The 16375-nt window shown below is 71.7% G+C and carries 12 protein-coding genes; 2 read left to right on the forward strand and 10 right to left on the reverse strand.

The annotated features are described in order from the left end of the window. Positions 1–25: 25 nt before the first annotated feature. The 10 genes from ACFQS7_RS11425 to recG all read right to left on the reverse strand — a co-directional run bounded on the left by ACFQS7_RS11425 (position 26) and on the right by recG (position 12471). A complete protein-coding gene (locus ACFQS7_RS11425) occupies positions 26–1612 on the reverse strand; it encodes an ABC transporter substrate-binding protein (protein ID WP_380067172.1) in 1587 nt (528 codons plus the stop codon). A 191-nt stretch (positions 1613–1803) separates the two neighbouring features. Further along, positions 1804–2094: a hypothetical protein gene (locus tag ACFQS7_RS11430; RefSeq protein ID WP_380067173.1), complete on the reverse strand. Its 291-nt coding sequence runs from the start codon at positions 2092–2094 to the stop codon at positions 1804–1806. Positions 2095–2727: 633 nt separating this feature from the next. Then, positions 2728–3510, reverse strand: a complete 783-nt coding sequence (locus ACFQS7_RS11435) for a class II aldolase/adducin family protein (protein ID WP_380067174.1) — start codon at positions 3508–3510, stop codon at positions 2728–2730. A 72-nt stretch (positions 3511–3582) separates the two neighbouring features. Then, complete coding sequence (locus ACFQS7_RS11440) at positions 3583–5241, reverse strand: hypothetical protein (RefSeq protein ID WP_380067175.1); 1659 nt, start codon at positions 5239–5241, stop codon at positions 3583–3585. Positions 5242–5376: 135 nt separating this feature from the next. Continuing rightward, positions 5377–5832: an NUDIX domain-containing protein gene (locus tag ACFQS7_RS11445; protein WP_380067176.1), complete on the reverse strand. Its 456-nt coding sequence runs from the start codon at positions 5830–5832 to the stop codon at positions 5377–5379. Further along, complete coding sequence (locus ACFQS7_RS11450) at positions 5829–6848, reverse strand: DUF4340 domain-containing protein (RefSeq protein WP_380067177.1); 1020 nt, start codon at positions 6846–6848, stop codon at positions 5829–5831. The genes ACFQS7_RS11445 and ACFQS7_RS11450 overlap by 4 nt, the downstream gene beginning before the upstream one ends. A 15-nt stretch (positions 6849–6863) precedes the next feature. Beyond that, positions 6864–8807 (reverse strand): Gldg family protein, encoded by a 1944-nt coding sequence (locus ACFQS7_RS11455; protein WP_380067178.1) that lies wholly within the window; start codon positions 8805–8807, stop codon positions 6864–6866. A 3-nt stretch (positions 8808–8810) separates the two neighbouring features. Further along, positions 8811–9542, reverse strand: a complete 732-nt coding sequence (locus ACFQS7_RS11460; protein ID WP_380067179.1) for an ABC transporter permease — start codon at positions 9540–9542, stop codon at positions 8811–8813. Continuing rightward, positions 9539–10267, reverse strand: a complete 729-nt coding sequence (locus ACFQS7_RS11465) for an ABC transporter ATP-binding protein (RefSeq protein WP_380067180.1) — start codon at positions 10265–10267, stop codon at positions 9539–9541. Before ACFQS7_RS11465 ends, ACFQS7_RS11460 begins: the two co-directional genes overlap by 4 nt. A gap of 113 nt (positions 10268–10380) precedes the next feature. After that, positions 10381–12471, reverse strand: coding sequence for an ATP-dependent DNA helicase RecG (gene recG, locus ACFQS7_RS11470; protein ID WP_380067181.1), 2091 nt, complete (start codon positions 12469–12471; stop codon positions 10381–10383). 84 nt (positions 12472–12555) lie between these two features. Between recG and ACFQS7_RS11475 the strand changes: the two genes are divergently transcribed. Next, positions 12556–12861: a succinate dehydrogenase assembly factor 2 gene (locus ACFQS7_RS11475; protein ID WP_380067182.1), complete on the forward strand. Its 306-nt coding sequence runs from the start codon at positions 12556–12558 to the stop codon at positions 12859–12861. Continuing rightward, positions 12858–16358 carry a transcription-repair coupling factor gene (gene mfd / locus ACFQS7_RS11480; protein WP_380067183.1) on the forward strand — a complete coding sequence of 1167 codons (3501 nt, stop codon included), beginning with the start codon at positions 12858–12860 and terminating at the stop codon, positions 16356–16358. The genes ACFQS7_RS11475 and mfd overlap by 4 nt, the downstream gene beginning before the upstream one ends. Positions 16359–16375 lie beyond the last annotated feature (17 nt).

Genomic DNA, 16375 nt, shown 5'->3' on the forward strand with positions numbered 1-16375 from the left:
CGTCGGGCGCCAGACCCTTCGCCGGCTAGGCCCGCTTGATCCCGTAGAACAGCGCCACGCCCTTCAGCATGCCCTCCAGGTCGGCCCGCAGCGCGGTCGGCGAGAAGAACTGGCCGAGCGGCACATAGGGCACCTCGGTGAAGGCGACCTGCTGCATTTCCTGGCCGATGCGCGCCTGGGCGGCCTCGTCCGGCGCCTCGAACCAGGCATTCCGCAGCTCCTCCAGCTTCGGGATGCTGGGCCAGCCGAAGATGGCGGCGCGGCCATGGCCGCGGATCAGGTTGTTGGCGGCCGGATTCACCTGGGCGCTGCCCGCGGTGTAGCTGACCATCATGTTCCAGCCGCCCTGCGCCGGCGGGTCCTGCTTCAGGATGCGCTGGGTCACCGTGCCCCAGTCGGTCGAGACGTAGTCCAGGTTCACCCCGCCCCGGCGGAGGAAATCGCCGCAGACCTCGGCCATGGCGTTGATCACCGGGAAGTCGGTCGCGGCCAGCAGGTTGACGCGTTCGTCCCTGTAGCCCGCCTCGGCCAGCGCCCGCTTCATGCCCGCGCTGTCCAGCGGGCTGCGGAAGGCATCCAGCCCGACCTCGCTGGCCATGACCGAGCCGGGGGCGAAGAAGCCGTAGGGCGTCTTCCAGTAGGTCTTGTCGTCGCCGGCCGCCGCCGTCATCGCATCGACCTGGTTGGTGCCGCGCAGGATGGCGCGGCGCAAGGCAGGGTTGTCGAAGGGCGCGTGCAGGCAGTTGAAGCGGAGGAAGCCGATCGAGCCGTTCGGGTCGAGGATGTCGATCTTCAGCCCGCGCGCCCGCTTCAGCTGCGGCACCAGGTCGATCGCGGGTTGCTCCCACCAGTCGACCTCGCCGCGCTGCAGCGCCGCGCTGGCGGTCGCCGCATCCGGGATGGTCAGCCACTCCACCCGGTCGAGATGCGCCACCTTGCCGCCCGAGAGGTAGCTGGCGGCCTCCTGCCGCGGGACATAGTCCGGGTTGCGCTCGTAGACGTTGCGGCTGCCGGCGACGCGCTCGGCGGCGACGTAGCGGAACGGGCCGCTGCCGATGATTTCCGGCACCGGCTGTGAGGAGGGCAGCGACGCATGGCGCTCCGGCATGATGGCACAGAGATGCGTGCCCACCTTGGCCATCGAATCGGCCAGCAGCGGGAAGGGCTTCTTCAGGCTGAAGACGATGCGGGTGTCATCGAGGGCGGTCAGCGCGTCGGTCTGCGCCCAGAGCGCCTGGCCGAAGGCATCTCGCGTCGCCCAGCGCTTGATCGAGGCGACGCAGTCGCGGGCCAGCACCGGGGCGCCGTCGTGGAATTTCAGCCCCGGGCGCAGGGTGATGGTGGCGCGCCGGCCATCTTCCTCCACCACCGGCAGGCCCGCCGCCATCTGCGGCCGGGCCTTGAGGTCGGCATCCCAGCCATAGAGCGTGTCGTAGACCAGCAGCGCGTGGTTGCGGGTGACGAAGGCGACGGAGTGGATCGGGTCCAGCAGCGCCAGGTCGGCCTGCGGCACGAAGCGCAGGGTCCGGCGGCCGGGCGCGTTCTGCGCGGCAGCGATGCGGGGCGCGGCGAGCGCCGTCCCCAGGGTGGCGAGCACATCGCGGCGGCGCATGGCGCATCCCTTCCGGTTGCGTGAAGCCCGGATGCTGCGGTGCGTGAACGCTGCCGGTCAAGCCGTCCTTGGCATGGTCATGGCCTGCCCCCGATCGCCGGGCGCCAACCGCCGGCCTGCCTGGGCTTCGCGCGACCGGTCGCGGGCGGCGTCCGGCGGCTCGGGCCGCACGGCGAACCGGCCCGCCGGTCCTATGCCTCGGTCACCTGGGCAGCGGCATCCAGCGCCTCGTCCGCGCTGACCTGGAGGCTGGCGGTGACCCGCAGCCCGGTCTTGCCGCGCCGCCGGCCGATGACCGCGAAGCGCGCGCCGAACCGCGCCTTCAGCGCCGCCGCGGCGGCTTCCACCGCGCCGGCATCGTCGGCTTCCAGCACCAGGCGCACGCCGGTCGTGCCACCCAGGGCCAGGCGTGGCGCCGGCTTGGGCGAGGTGTCCTCGGGCGGGACCAAGGTGAGCGGGGGCGGGGGCTTGCGGCGGGGCATTGGGTCGCCGGGGTTGTGGGCGCGGGGCGGCTTGGCAGGCAAGCCCCGCCGGGCCGGCGGGAGGTGCCGCGGCGTTATCCCCAGGCTTCGGGACAAGCCTGGGGACAGGCTGTGAAGTACGGTCCGCAAAGCCTTGCGCCACAAGGCGGGTTCCATAGACGTTCCCGCCCGGCTCGTTGGTCATGCGGATCGCCCCTGGACAGCGGCCTGGCGGCCACGGGCGCGGCGCCTGTCGAGGCGGCAGAATGAACGAGGTCAGCGGCTTGGCGACGTGCCCGGGCGGGTTCGCGGCGGGTGGGGGAAATATCTCCGCCCGGGACCCGCGGGGGTGAGCCGGAGGCCGTCAGGTTACCCACAGCGCCGGGGGCAAGCCTGGGGGCAGAGCCAGGAAACCCTGTGCAAGGCATTGGCGGCATTCGGGTTTGTGGAGAAATTCTGAATCGACAATGATGTGCGGCGGTGGCGACACGCGGCGAAAATGCGTTTATGAAACGGAATTCCTGCCTATCAATCGACGGCATGCGCGCAAGCCCGCCGCCGCGTGCCCGTTCTGCAAGCCGCATCAACCGTCCCGGATCGGGGATCTATCCGAAGGCTGCGGCGGTGGTGGTCCACCGCCGCGCTCAGCCGGCCTCAGTCCTTGTAGTCGGGCTCGCGCTTGTCGAGGATCCGCTTCAGCGCCGCGAAATGCCATTCGGCATTGGACTTGTCGCCGTATCTGGGCGCCTTGCCGCTGAACTGCGCCACCGTCTCCTGCACCACGCTGTCGGGCAGGGTGGCCAGCGGCTTGCCGGTCCACATGGCATAGAGCTGCACCTGCGCGACACGCTCGACGTAGTAGAGCCGGTCATAGGCCTCGGCGACGCTGCGGCCGACGGTGGCCACACCGTGGTTGGCCATCATCAGCACGGTCTTGTCGCCGAGGATGCCGGCCAGCCGCTCGCCCTCCTGCTCCTCGAAGGCCGGGCCGGCATAGTGCATGTCGTAGGCGGTGTGGATCATGGTGCCGACCTCGGTCTGGCCGATCGGCAGGATGCGCGGGTCCTCCAGCCGCGACAGGGCGGAGGCGAAGGGCATATGGGTGTGGAACACGGCCGCCGCGCGCGGCGCCAGGCGGTGGATCGGCGCGTGGATGGCGTAGCAGGACCGCTCGATATGGCCCTCGCCGGCCAGCAGCGTGCCATCGTAGCCGACCTCCATGAAGGTGGAGGCGCTGACCTCGGACCAATGGGTGCCGAAGGGGATCTGGTAGTAGCGATCGTCGGCGCCGGGCACCCGCAGGGTGAGGTGGTTGAAGATGCCCTCGTGGAAGCCGTGCATCACCGCCAGGCGATGCGCGGCGGCCAGGTCGATGCGGGCCTGCCAGCGCTGGTCGGCGAGGGAAAGTTCGGCGGATTGGTGGGTCTCGAGCGGCATGGTGGACGTCCCTTCGGTGGCTCTGGCGGCGATGCTAGACCCGGTTCGCCGCGACTGTCCTCCCCCACCGCATCACCGGGCCGGCGGGCCGGCCCATTTTCCGCCCGTGCCGGAGGGCAGCGGCAGGTCGCGGCGGCGCAGCCCCGGCAGGCGGAGCAGCAGCAGCCCGCAGGCGGCCAGCGCACTCACCCCCCAGCCGGCTCGCTCCCAGGGCGTCGGCAGGATCTTGATCGTGATGTCGCTGGCCGGCCGGTCGGGGACGAGTTCCAGGAATCCCTCCAGCGTCGGCCGCAGCGGCAACGGGCCGAGCAGGTCCCAGGCCTGCCATGCAGGGAAATAGAATTGCGGCAGGATCACCGGCGCCGCGGCACGCGGCAGGCGGAAGCCGCCGGGAATTTGCTCGGCACCCGTGGGTAGCGGCGGGCGGGCCCAGGGGTCCGGATGGCCGGCGGTGATGCCGACCCAGCCGGCGGCGGCTGCCTCGGCCGGGACATGTTCCCAGGAATAGGCCCCGGAGTAACTCCGGGCGAAGTCCAGCCGCTGCTCGGCGGGCAGGAATTTCGGCCAGACGGGATGGCCAAGCGCCACCACCCCGGCAAGGAAGGCGGGCGGCAGCAGCGCCATGGCCAGACCGGCGGCCAGCAGGGCCCGGGGGCGCGGCCGGGCGGCGCAGGCCAGGGCGGCGATGCCGGCGACCGCGGTGCCGAGCAGCGCATTGCTGCGCCAGGGATGCTCCACCGCGGTCAGCTGCGGCAGGGTGAGCCAGAAGGGCAGGGTGACCACGCAGGTCAGCGCCAGGCTGCCGAGCAGCAGCACCGCCAGCGCCCGCAGCAGGCCCGGCAGCCGGAGCCGGGGCCAGGATGCGGCATCCCGCAGCAGGCCGAGCCCAAGCCCGACGGCCAGCAGGGTGGCGCCCCAGATGACCAGCAGCTTGCCGTCCAGCCGGCTGAAGAACATCAGGTTCTCGGTCCAGGAGTCGTTGAACAGGCTTGCCGAGTTGGCGTGCCGCAGCAGGCCCACCGCCGGCAGCACGAAGGCCGCGGCCAGGGCGGCGCCGAGCCCGCCTGCCAGCAGGCAACGCAGCAGCCCGCGCCGCCCGTCGAGGCCCCAGGCATAGAGCGGGCCGAGATGCGCGGCGAGGCAGCAGACCGGCAGGTTGGTGATGGCCAGGGCGCCATAGGCCAGCGCGGCACCGGCGATCCCCTGCGCCCGGCGTCCGGCTGCCAGCCGGTCGAGCGCCAGCAGCAGCAGCGGCAGCAGGGCGATCGCCGCGGTCTCGCTGTAGGCGAAGCGGAGCCAGGGATCGACCACGGCCGCATAGGGCAGCAGCGCGCCGAAGGCAGCGCCGGCGAGCGCCGGGCCGGCCGGCACATGTCGCTGCAGCCAGAGGAAGGCGGTGGCCACCGCCAGCAGCCGCCACAGCCCGGTGGTGAGCCCGAGGGTTGGGGCCGGGCCGAGCCCGGTGACCTGGGCCACCGCGGCGGCGACCCAATGGGCCAGCGGCGGATAGGAATAGTAGGTGGTGCCGCCGAGCCCGTAATTCGTGTCCATCAGCCAGCGCGGCCAGAACACGCCCTCCGCCCAGGCGGCGGAGAGCATCTGCAGCGCCATGATGGCGAAATCGGCATCGCGGCCGAGGAAGGTCCCGACCACCGGCACGCCAAGGATGGGCGAGAGGGCCGACACCGCGATGACGAGCGCCAGGAGCACCAACCCGACCCGCAACCGCATTCCGTCCCCTCACGCTCCAGGCGGCGGAAAGTATCGCCAGCGAGGAAACCGGTTCGGACACGGTACGGTGAGGCGCATATCACGGTTCGGCGCGCATCCTTAACAATATTCTGCCCAGACAGGGTGGCGGCCTGCTCAACCCGGAAACAGCCGCTCCCGCGCCTCGGCGATCACCCGCAGCGCATCGGGCGTCAGGTCATAGGTCGGCAGGTCCTCCGGCGCCGCCCAGGCGACGGCCGCGACATCGTCGCCTGGCCGCGCCTCGCCCGCAGTCCAGCGGCCGCAGTAGTCGACGATGGTATAGTGCCATCGTACCGCGCCGGTGGCATCGCGGCTGATCGAATCGAAGACCGCGGCGAGCTCCAGCGGTCCGACCTCAATCCCGGTCTCCTCCAGCAGTTCGCGCCGCGCCGCCGCCTCCGCCCGCTCGCCAAGCTCCTGGGCACCGCCGGGGAGCGACCAGCTGCCCTCGCGCGGCGGCTTGCCGCGGCGGACGAGCAGCACCCGTTCCGCCCCGCGGTCCCGCCCGGTGCCGTCGAAGGCGACGACGCCGATGCCGATCCAGGGGCGGTCCGGGTATTCCCGGCTCATGGCTTCGGCGGCGCCGGCGTCGCCTCCTGCGGCTTCAGGTCGGCAGCCAGCGGAGCGAAGGCCTTGAGCTTCCAGACGCCGACCTGGAATCCCCAGGGCGCCCAATGCGCATTCAGCCGCTGCGCCTCCTCCCCGCCCTCGGCCCGCAGGCGGATCCAGACATTGCCCGCGTCGAGGCTGGGCGCGACATGGATGGTCAGCCCGTCGGCCAGGTCGAAGCGGCTTTCACCCAGGGCCTGGCCGGGGATCTCGGCGGCCGGCTTCACCTCGAGGAAGGTGAGGTATTCGAAGGCCCGGGCGATCTCGTCCAGCGCCACCTCGTCGGTCGGCGGCGCATCGGCCGGGACCTCGACATGCAGGCGCGGCTCGCCATCGGCGCGGGCCAGGACCAAAGCCGGCTCGCCGCTGCGGGCGACCTCGACGCGGCGGATGCGGTCGTTGGCCAGGTTGGCGATGTCGCGGTCGAGCCAGAGCTGCGGGTCGGCATCGACCGCCAGCCGCCCCTCGGCCAGCCAGGCTTGGCTCTCGCCGGGTCGACGGACATAGATGCTCTCCGGCAGGTTGCCCTGGGTGCGGACCCGGCGACGGCCGAGGATGAGCTCCGCCAGCGGCGCGCCCTGGTCATCCAGCACCCGCAGCAGCAGCGCCGTGCTGCCGGCCTTGCGGGGATCGTCGACGCCGAGCCTGGCATGCTGGCCGGGATCGGCGGTGCGGGCCTCGGCCAGCCGCAGCTCGGTCAGGCCGACCAGCATCTCGCGGAGCTTTTCCGGACGCACGGGGTAGTTGCCCTTGTCGGGCAGCACCCAGGCATCGCCCTGGCGGGCCAGGACCAGCCCGCCATCCGGCCTGCGGATCTCGATCCGCGCAGCACCCTGCAGGCGCTCGGCGAGGCCGGGGAAGGCCAGGCTGCCCGGAGCGATGCCCGGCTGGTCGATGCCACGCGGCGCCAGCAGCAGCGCGGCGCCGACCGAGACGGCGGCGGCGCCACCGAGCAGGAGGAGGGGACGGCGATGCATGGCGGCGCCCTCCCGTCAGGCCCGCGCCGCGGCGCGGCGGCGGGTGCGGACCACGGCGAGGCCGATGGCGAAGGCCGTCAGCAGCGCCGGGACCAGGGCGATGTTGACCACCCGCAAGGTGGTCTCCAGACCCTCGATGTCACGGCGGAGCTCCAGCTGCACGGCGCGGAGCTGGCGGCGGGTGGCGATGATCTCCTCCCGCGCCCGGTCGATCTCGGCGCGCTGTTCCGGGGTGATCACGGCAGCCTGGTTCTGGTTGCGCTCGGCGCCGGGTGCGGCGGGCGTGCCCTGGCGCAGCTCGCGCAGCCGCTTCTCGGTCTCCTCCAGCCGCTGGGTCAGCTGGCGCTCGGTCTGGCGGTATTCGGCATCGGCGTTGCGGCGGATGTCCTCGACCAGCTCGAAGGGGCGCAGGCTCTCGCCGCGGGAGCGCAGCGAGATCAGCGCATCCGACCCCGACAGGGTATCGGCCAGGTTGGCGAGGAAGGGGCCGTTGCCGCTGAACGGCGTCGCCACCTGCTGGCCGAAGAAGTCCTGCACCCGGACCCAGAAGCGGTCCTCCAGGATGTCGGTGTCATTGACGACCACGATATTGGCCGCACCCTGGCTGCGGGCGAGATGCGCGGGGAAGTCGTCCGGGCGCGCCTGTCCCTCGGCCAAGGCGGGCGGGCCGCCGGGGAAGGCCGAGGCCAGCTCGCCGCGGATGCGGGCGGCGAGGACATGGCGGGTGTTTTCGCCGCGGAAATCGGCCAGCAGGCGGACCGGATTGGGCTCCCGCCGGACCCGGTCGGCCTCCACCACCATGCTCTGGGCGGAGGAGGTCAGCAGCGGGGTGAACTCGATCGCCGCGCCGTCCTTCTTCCGCACCTCGCCAGCCGAGGCGACGGTGATCTGCTCGAGCTGCGCCAGCGAGACGTCGTCATGGTTCAGGCTGTCGCCCTGCAGGTTGTACCAGGCGACATAGTCCACCGCCTGCACCCGGTCGCCCGGATTGGCCCGCACCCGCCAGGCGCCGCGGAGATCAAGCACCACCTTGTCGGACGGCGCCTCCACCCCCCAGGCGTTCAGCAGCCGGTCGAGCGAGGAGGCGGTATCCGCCGGCGGCTGGCCGCCCGGGCCCGGCTTGCTCGCCTGGCTTTCGCTGTGCGGGTCGACCAGGACCATCAGCTTGCCGCCGCGCATGACGAACTGGTCGACGGCGTATTGCGCCGCCTCCGTCAGGTTCTGCGGATGGGCAAGCAGGAGGACCTGCACCTCCGGCTCGATCACCGGGGCGTCGAGCGGGATGTCCTTCACCGTGAAGAACTGCCGCAGCTGGGTCATCGCCACCGCCGGCTGGCCGAGCGCGGGGTTGCGCATCATCATCGCCCGCGGGTCGCCGTTCAGCGGCAGCGCCGTCATCACCCCGATCACCGGGCGGGTCGGGTTGGACAGGTCGTAGACCAGCCGGGTGAGGTCATATTCGAGGAAGCGCTCGCGGTCCGGCTGGAAGAAGCCGATCGAGCGCTCGTCGTCCACCAGGTTGGTGCCGGAGAGGCCGAAATAGACCTGCTCGCCGGACTGGTCGACCGGCACGCCCTGCAGGCCCAGCGCCATGGCGCGGTCCTCGAGCTCGGAGAAGGGCTCGGGGTCGAGGACCTCCAGCTTCACCTTGCCGCCCGACAGGCCGGCATATTCGGCCAGCATCTCCCGCACCCGGTCGGCATAGGCGCCGTAGACCGGGATCGCGGCGCCGAGCCGGCGCGAATAGAACAGCCGGAGGGTGATCGGGTCCTTCAGCCCGGCCAGCACCTGCCTGGTGCCGTCGGACAGCGTGTAGAGCCGCTGCTGGGTGAGGTCGACGCGGGCGCGCGGCAGCAGCCGGTCCGCCAGCATGTTGACGCCGACGGCCAGCACCGCCGCGGCGAGCAGGCCGGCTGCGGAGGACCAGAGGCGGCGGCCGGAGATGGAAGTCGCGCTCATGCGTCAGTCCGCCTTCCGGTGGTCGAGCACCACCGCGTTCACGAACAGGAAGAAGCCGATGAAGGAGGCGAAGAAGACGAGGTCCCGCGCCGCGACGACGCCGCGGGTGAAGCCGGTGAAGCGGTCGGAGATCGACAGGGCACGGGCCACCTCGGCCAGCACCGGCAGGCGCTGGGTGAGGAATTCGGTCACCACCGGGCTGCCTGCGGCAGCGAAGACGAAGCAGAGCGCGACGGCGAGGACGAAGGCAACGACTTGGTTCTTGGTCAGCGCCGACACGGCGGCGCCGAGCGCGAGATAGGCGCCGGCCACCATCAGGCAGCCGACATAGCCGGCCAGGATGACGCCGTTGTCGGGCTCGCCGAGGATGTTGACGGTGATCCAGAGCGGGAAGGTCAGGGCCAGCGCGATGCCGCAGAAGGCCCAGGCGGCGAGGAACTTGCCGACCACCGCCTGCCATTGCGGCAGCGGCAGGGTCAGCAGCAGCTCGATGGTGCCGAGCCGGCGCTCCTCCGCCCAGAGCCGCATGGTCAGGGCCGGGACCAGGAACAGGAACAGCCAGGGGACGAAGGAGAAGAAGGGCTGCAGGTCGGCCTGGCCGCGGCCGAAGAAATTGCCCAGCGTGAAGGTGAGCGCGCCGGCCAGGACCAGGAAGATGACGATGAAGACATAGGCGACGGGGGTGGCGAAATAGCCGGACAGCTCGCGCCGGGCGACGATGAAGGCGGGCATCATGCGGCCTGCTCCCCGAGGGTGAGGCTGCGGAAGACCTGCTCCAGCGTCTGCCCCTGGCGTTCCAGCACCGAGGGCGCCGCGTCCACGACCACCTTGCCGCGGGCGATGATGATGGCACGGGTGCAGACGGCGCCGACCTCCTCGAGGATATGCGTCGAGATGACGATCGCCTTCTCCGGGGCCATGCGGCGGATCAGCGCGCGCACCTCGTGCTTCTGGTTGGGGTCGAGCCCGTCGGTCGGCTCGTCCAGCACCAGCACCGGCGGGTCGTGCAGCAGCGCCTGGGCCAGGCCGACGCGGCGCTTGAAGCCCTTCGACAGCGTCTCGATCGGCTGCAGCCGGACGCCTTCGAGTTGCGTCAGCTGCATGGCGTGGTCGACCCGGTCGGCCAGTTCCGCGCCCTTGAAGCCGCGGATGCGGCCGGTGAAGGCGAGGAAGCCGGTGACGCTCATCTCCGGGTAGGTCGGCGCGCCTTCCGGCAGGAAGCCCAGGCTGCGCTTGGCCGCGACCGGCTGCGCCACCACGTCGGCGCCGCAGATCCGGGCGGTGCCGGAGGTCGGCGGCATGAAGCCGGCCAGCATGCGCATGGTGGTGGACTTGCCCGCGCCGTTCGGGCCGAGGAAGCCCAGCACCTCGCCGCGCGCGACCGAGAAGGACACCTCGTCCACCGCGGTGAAGCCCGCGAAGCGTTTGGTCAGGCGCTCGATCTCGATCAGCGCGGCCAATGCCGATTCCCCCTTTGCCGACCCGGTCAGACCCGCCGATGTACAAGGCCTACAGGGCTTTGCAAGGGAGCGCTAAGCCCCTGGTTGCAACGCTGTGTATCAGTGACCCGGCGTCATCCCGCCCGCAGCGTCCCCATCGCCGCGTCGCGGCCGAACAGCGCCAGCAGCACCCGCGCCGCCTGCCCGCGCGGTCCGGTCAGCAGCGGGTCCTTCTCCAGCAGCAGGGCGGCGTCGCGGTTGGCCATCAGGATCAGCCCCTCCTGCGCCTCGGCCTCGGTCAGCCCCAGCCGGAAGACCGGCAGGCCGGATTGCCGCGTCCCCAGCGCCTCGCCGCCGCCGCGCAGGCGAAAATCGGCATCGGCGATGACGAAGCCGTCCTCGGTGTCGCGCAGAATGAGCAGCCGCTCGCGCGAGGTCATGCCCAGCGCCTCGTCGTACAGCAGCATGCAGTAGCTGGCAGCGGTCCCGCGGCCGACCCGGCCGCGCAGCTGGTGCAGCTGGGCCAGGCCGAAGCGGTCGGCATGCTCCACCACCATCACGGTGGCCTCCGGCACGTCGACGCCGACCTCGATCACCGTGGTCGCCACCAGGATGCGGGTCTGGCCGGCGGCAAAGGCGCGGATCGCCGCCTCCCGCACATCCGGCTCCAGCCGGCCATGCGCCAGGCCGACCTGGCCGGGGAAGCGGGCGGAGAGTTCGGCGTAGCGGGTCTCGGCGGCGGCGAAGTCGATCGTGTCGCTCTCCTCGACCAGCGGGCAGACCCAGTAGACCCGGGCGCCGCGGTCCACCGCCCGGGCGATGCCGCCGACCACCTGGTCCAGCTGGCGCAGCCCGTGCAGGGTGGTGGTGATCGGCTGCCGGCCGGCCGGCTTGCCGGTCAGCCGCGAGACCGCCATCTCGCCCCACTGGGTCAGCAGCAGGGTGCGCGGGATCGGCGTCGCGGTCATCACCAGCATGTCGGCGCTGTCGCCCTTCTCAGCCAGCATCAGCCGCTGGGCGACGCCGAAGCGGTGCTGCTCGTCGACCACCGCCAGGCCGAGGTCGCGGAACTCCACCCCCTCCTGGAACAGCGCATGGGTGCCGACCACGATGTTCACCGCGCCGCTGGCGAGCCCCCCCAGCACCCGCTTCCGCTGCGCCCCCTTCACGCTGCCGGCCAGCAGCTCCACCCGCACGCCCGCCGGGGTGCAGAGCCGGTCCAGCGTGCGGACATGCTGCCGCGCCAGCAGCTCGGTCGGCGCCATCAGCGCGCCCTGGGCGCCCGACTCGACCGCCCGCAGCAGGGCGAGCACCGCGACCAGCGTCTTGCCGGCGCCGACATCGCCCTGCAGCAGGCGCAGCATGCGATGCGGCGCACCGAGGTCGGCATCGATCTCGGCCAGGGCATGCGCCTGGGACGGGGTGAGGGGATGACCGAAGGCGGCCAGGGCCTGGGCCCGCAGATGGCCGTCGCCGACCAGCGCCCGTCCGGCCCGCTGCCGCACCCGGCGGCGCACCAAGGCGAGGGCGATCTGCCCGGCCAGCGCCTCGTCATAGGCCAGGCGGGTGCGGGTGGGGGGCGGCGGCGCCACCACCGGTTGCTGCACCGCCCGCAGCGCGGGGGCGAAGCCGGGCCAGCCCTCCCGCCGCAGCAGCGCTGCGTCCTGCCATTCCGGCAGGTCCGGCAGCCGGTCCAGGGCCGCGGCCATGGCCTTGGCCACCTGGGCCAGCCGCAGGTCCTTCACCAACGGCCAGACCGGCTCCAGTTCCGGCAGCCCCTCGGGCCCGGTGGCCGAAAGCGGGTTGATCATCGAATAGACGCCGGCCTCGACCTTCACCTTGCCGCCGAACAGCCGTTCCGTCCCAGGCGGCAGGAGCTTCTGCAACCAACCCAGGTTGCCGTTGATGTAGCGGATCAGCAGCCGCTTCCCGGCGGCTTCGGCGCGGACCTCGACATAGGGCCGGCCAAGCTTCGACCGCGCCGCCCGCAGCCCGGTCACCAGGGCCGGCAGGATCACCTCGGCGTCGAGCGGGGCCTCGACGGGGCTGTCCACCCGGATTCGCTGGGCATAACGTTCCGGCAGATGGAACAGCAGGTCGAGCACCCGCTCGCCCCCCACGGCCTCCCGCAACCGCTTGGCGATGATCGGCCCGACCCCGGGCAGGCCGGCCAAGGGTTCCAGCAACGGCACCAGCTGCGGATCGGCCGGCATATCCCCGGTCACGCGCAACTTCCGCGGTGTATGCTGCGTCGGGCTGACAGGATTCCCATGCACGCCTATATGCCAGTCCCCGTACCCAGTGACGACATGGCCCCCGAAACAGAAATCCTCGACCCCCGCCGCCGCCGCCTGGTCTTCCGCGCCCACCACCGCGGCACGAAGGAAGCCGACCTGATGATCGGCCGCTTCGTCGGCAGCCACATCGCCAGCTTCACCGAGGCCGAGCTGGACGAGCTGGAGGCGGTGCTGGAATACCCCGACGTCGACCTGGCCGACTGGCTGACCGGCCGCCGGGAGATCCCGGCCGGCTGCCGCTGCGCCATGCTGGACCGCATGGCGGTGGAATGCGCCGGCTCCGGCGCCGGCCTGCCGGCGGAACTGCGGCCGCGATGAGCGAGGTGCAGACCAGGACCCATGGGCTGGTTGTCCACGGCGCGCCGGAAGGCTTCGACGCCCTGCTGCTGGCGCGGCGGCGGGCGGAGGCCGATGGGCCGGTGCTGCATGTCTGCCGCGACGACGCCCGCACCGCCCGGCTGGTCGAGGCGATCGGCTTCTTCGCGCCCGATGTCGAGGTGCTGCGCTTCCCGGCCTGGGACTGCCTGCCCTACGACCGGGTCTCGCCCAATCCGGAGATCGTGGCGGAGCGGGTTTCCACCCTGACTAAGTTGCTGGAGCCGGGGACCCGGCCGCGGATCGTGGTGACCACGGTCAATGCCCTGGTGCAGAAGGTGCCGCCGCGCGAGGTGTTCCTCGGCGCCACCATGCTGCTGAAGAAGGGCGGCCGGGTGAAGCCGGAGGCCTTGACCGCCTTCCTCGAGGCCAATGGCTATGGCCGCACCGGGACGGTGATGGAGCCGGGCGAATACGCCGTCCGCGGCGGCATCATCGACCTCTACCCGGCCGGCGAGCCGGACCCGGTCCGGCTCGACCTCTTCGGCGACGAGATCGAGAGCCTGCGCCGCTTCGACACCGGCACCCAGCGCAGCGGCACGGCCCTGGCCGAGCTTTGGCTGCGGCCGGTGGGGGAGGTCTTCCTCGACGAGGAATCGATCGCCCGCTTCCGCGGCGCCTACCGCGAGCTCTTCGGCAATGCCGCGGCCGAGGACCCGCTCTATGCCTCGGTCAGCGCCGGCCGGAAGCATCCGGGCATGGAGCACTGGGCCGGGCTGTTCCACGAGCGGATGGAGTGCCTGCTCGACTATTTGCCCGGCGCCTCGATCAGCCTGGACCACCAGGCCGACGACGTGCTGACCGCCCGGCTGGAGATGGTGGAGGACCACTACCAGGCCCGCCGGGTCCCGGTCCGCACCCATGAGGGCGAGGTGCCCTACCGCCCGGCGCCGCCCGGCGGGCTGTACCTGACCCGCGCCGGCTGGGAACGCATGCTGGCGCCGTGCCCGGTCTTCCGCTTCTCCCCCTTCGGCAAGCCGGATGGCGCCGAGGGCCTGGAGGCCGGCGGCCGGCCGGGCCGGCTGTTCACCGAGGCGCGGACCCAGGGCCAGAACGTCTTCCTGGCCTATGCCGAGCATGCCCAGGTGATGTTCGAGCAGGGCCGGCGGCCGGTGGTCGCCGCCTGGACGAAGGGCTCGCGCGAACGGCTGGGCAACCTGCTGCGGGAGAACGGGGTCGCCGCCCAGCCGGTGGACGACTTCTCCCATATCGCCACTTTGCCCAAGGGCGTGGTGGCGCTGGCGGTGCTCGGGCTGGAACGCGGCTTCCTGGCGCCGCCGAGCGCCACCGGCACCCGCTTCGGGCTTTCGGTGGTCGGCGAGCAGGACCTGCTGGGCGAGCGGATCGCCCGGCCGCCGCGGCGCCGCAAGCGGGCCGACCAGTTCATCGCCGATGCGACGGGCATCGAGCAGGGCGACCTGGTGGTGCACCAGGACCACGGCATCGGCCGCTACGACGGGCTGGCGACGCTGCAGGTCAACGGCGCGGCGCATGACTGCCTGCGGCTGATCTACGACGGCGGCGACAAGCTGTTCCTGCCGGTCGAGAATATCGAGGTGCTGTCGCGCTTCGGCTCGGAAGGCCAGGGTGTCGCCCTCGACAAGCTGGGCGGGTCGTCCTGGCAATCCCGGAAGGCCAAGGCCAAGCAGCGCATCCAGGACATGGCCGGGCAGCTGATCCGCATCGCCGCCGAGCGGGCGACGCGGGAGGGCACGCTGGCCACCCCGCCCGAGGGCGTCTGGGACGAATTCTGCAGCCGCTTCCCCTTCGCCGAGACCGAGGACCAGCAGCGCGCCATCGCCGACGTGCTGGAGGACCTGGCCGCCGGCCGCCCCATGGATCGCCTCGTCTGCGGCGATGTCGGCTTCGGCAAGACCGAGGTCGCGCTGCGCGCCGCCTTCGTGGTGGCGATGTCGGGCGCCCAGGTGGCGGTGGTGGTGCCGACCACGCTGCTCGCCCGCCAGCACACCCGCACCTTCACCGCCCGGTTCGAAGGGATGCCGGTGACCATCGCCCAGCTGTCGCGGATGGTCACCGCCAAGGATGCCATCAAGGTCCGCGAGGGGCTGAAGGACGGCTCGATCAACATCGTCGTCGGCACCCATGCGCTGCTGGCCAAGGGGGTGGAGTTTGCCGACCTGGGCCTGGTCATCGTCGACGAGGAGCAGCATTTCGGCGTCGCCCACAAGGAACGGCTGAAGGCGCTGAAGACCGACGTCCACGTCCTCACCCTCACCGCGACGCCGATCCCCCGCACCCTCCAGCTCGCGCTGACCGGGGTGCGGGAGATGAGCATCATCGCCACCCCGCCGGTGGACCGGCTGGCGGTCCGCACCTTCATCATGCCCTGGGACGGCGTGGTGCTGCGCGAGGCAATCCAGCGCGAGCGCTTCCGCGGCGGCCAGGTCTTCTGCGTGGTGCCCCGGCTGGAGGACATGGAGAAGGTCTCCGCCCGGCTGCGCGAGATCGTCCCCGATGCCCGCATCGTCGAGGCGCATGGCCAGCAGGCGCCGACCCACCTCGAACGGGTGATGACCGAATTCGGCGACGGCAAGCACGACATCCTGCTGTCCACCAACATCGTCGAGTCGGGGCTCGACATGCCGGCGGTGAACACGCTGATCATCCACCGCGCCGACATGTTCGGCCTGGCCCAGCTTTACCAGCTGCGGGGCCGGGTCGGCCGCGGCAAGCAGCGCGGCTATGCCTACCTGACCTGGCCGGCCTCCCACCGCCTGTCGGCGGCGGCGCAGAAGCGGCTGGAGGTGATGCAGACGCTCGACAACCTCGGCGCCGGCTTCACGCTCGCCAGCCACGACCTCGACATCCGCGGCGCCGGCAACCTGCTGGGCGACGAGCAGTCCGGCCATATCCGCGAGGTCGGCATCGAACTGTACCAGCAGATGCTGGAGGACGCGGTCAACGAGATCAAGGCCGGCCAGCACGGGAAGAAGAAGTCGGAAGCCGACTATGCCGGCGCCTGGTCGCCCAACATCAACCTCGGCCTGCCGGTGCTGATCCCCGAGGACTACGTCCGCGACCTGCCGGTCCGGCTCGGCCTCTACCGCCGCATCGGCACGCTGCAGACCGAGGCCGAGATCGAGGCCATGGCGGCCGAGCTCGCCGACCGGTTCGGCACCCTGCCGGCCGAGGTCGAGAACCTGCTGCAGGTGGTCGCCATCAAGGCGCTCTGCCGCGGCGCCGGGGTGGAGAAGGTGGATGCCGGGCCGAAGGGCGTGGTGCTGAGCTTCTTCAGGAACCAGTTCCGCAACCCGGCCGGCCTGGTGAACTGGGTCTCGGCGCAGAAGGGGCTGGTCAAGCTGCGGCCGGACCACAAGCTGGCCCTGCTGCGGGAGATGGAATTGCCGCAGCGGGTCCGCGTCGCCAAGGACCTGCTGGTGGCGCTGGTGAAGGTGGCGGGGCAGGGCAGGGCGGCCTGAATCCCGACCGATAGGCG

It is taken from the genome of Dankookia sp. GCM10030260, from assembly GCF_042666655.1.
Taxonomy (GTDB): domain Bacteria; phylum Pseudomonadota; class Alphaproteobacteria; order Acetobacterales; family Acetobacteraceae; genus Paracraurococcus.